The following is a 1,376-nucleotide window of genomic DNA, read 5'->3' on the forward strand; positions in this document are numbered from 1 at the left end:
GGGTCCGGCCTTGTGTCGTGTTGGCGGTGGCCGGTGCCGGCGGGCGGCGACGCTCGCCGGGGCGGGGAGGTCGTGCGAGTCTTGGGTGTCGGTAGGAGGTCGGTGTCGGCGGCGTTTACCCGACGCGGGTGTGGTCGTGTCCGGCTCGGCCTCGCGAAGCTTCGTAGCGCCAGGGCGCCCGTGAGGCCGACGCCCGGTCGGCTGCCTCGCGCGCGGTTGGTGGTCCTGGTAGCGCAGCAGCAGCGGCTTTGAGGGTCGTGGATGTGGGCCGCCTCGCCGTCGGCCGCCGTGATCCGGCGAGTGTCACGTTCGGTCACGGCGGTCCTGTCCGTCGCCCGGGCAGAGTTTCCGGATTTGCCGAGAACAGTGCACTCACCCACGCATCAGGAGCGAGCTCAAGAATGTCCACAAATCGCCGCCGGCAATGTATTCGACGATGTTCGGATCGGAGATCGTGTCGACGAATGCCACCTTGCCGAGGAGGTCGCCGCTATTGATGAGTAAGTAGTAATTGATGAGTACGTAGTAGTTGCCGCAGCCATCACCGGCTACCGGCAGCCACCCTAGTTCTCGCCAGCGTGGGTTCAATGCGCCAGTAGCAGCGATATCAAGATGCTCCTGATCGGGTAGCGCTTCGAACACACCGCCAGCGCAAATAGCCTCCCCTTTGCAGATTCGGAGCCACTCGGCAAGTTCCACGGGCAACGGCACTTCGAGCCGCCGCTCCAGATCGGCGAGCTCATCCTCGTTCGCGCCACCGGGCATAGGCTGCTCTGCCGCACGCTCGACCTGTGGAAGCAGGCGCAGAACGTCACTTCGAGCGTCTTGATCTTCCATCCGTACAGGGTGACACGTGCAGGCCGCACCTGCGCGCAAACCCATTCGTCGCGATATCCGCTCGGGCCGCAAGGCGCTCGCAGTCGTGGGGCCTGTCTTCTCGCTGAGTTCTGCGTAGGGTGGCCGGTATGAGCGCAAGCGGATCGGACGCCCTGGCCCCGCGAAGCTGTCGCGCTCCGGACGTGGCAGCGCTGATTGGGCTCCTTGCGCTGCTCGAAGGCGAACTCATGGCGGGCGGCGTTCCCGAGCACCTGTCGCGGCGTATCCGAGACAGACTGGAACGAGTAGGACTCCTTGGGGCCGCTGGGACCGAGCGGGACCTGCGTCAGTCCATCTCTGACCTCAACCACCGGTTGAGGTACGCCCTCGGCGAATACGACGAACCGCCGCGGCCTGTGGCAGTGCCGGAGTAGATCGGGCATCGTTCCTGACCAAAACCGCTGCAAATATCAGACGCCCTCTTCTGCCGCCGATCGTGCGCGGTGAACAGGACGGCCGTCACGTTCGGCACGGCCCGCACCTGCCCAGCGCACGGAGCC

Annotated in this window: 1 protein-coding gene; it reads right to left on the minus strand. The window is 65.6% G+C overall.

From position 1 onward, the window contains the following. Positions 1-372: 372 nt before the first annotated feature. Positions 373-837: an SMI1/KNR4 family protein gene (locus IEY73_RS32620; protein ID WP_189083209.1), complete on the minus strand. Its 465-nt coding sequence runs from the start codon at positions 835-837 to the stop codon at positions 373-375. Between the last annotated feature and the right edge of the window lie 539 nt (positions 838-1,376).

It is taken from the genome of Mangrovihabitans endophyticus, assembly GCF_014646155.1.
Classification (GTDB): domain Bacteria; phylum Actinomycetota; class Actinomycetes; order Mycobacteriales; family Micromonosporaceae; genus Actinoplanes; species Actinoplanes endophyticus.

What these genes read in the sequence shown, in the direction of transcription:
- IEY73_RS32620 (WP_189083209.1), bottom strand. Translation starts at nt 837, where the DNA reads ATGGAAGATCAAGACGCTCGAAGTGACGTTCTGCGCCTGCTTCCACAG.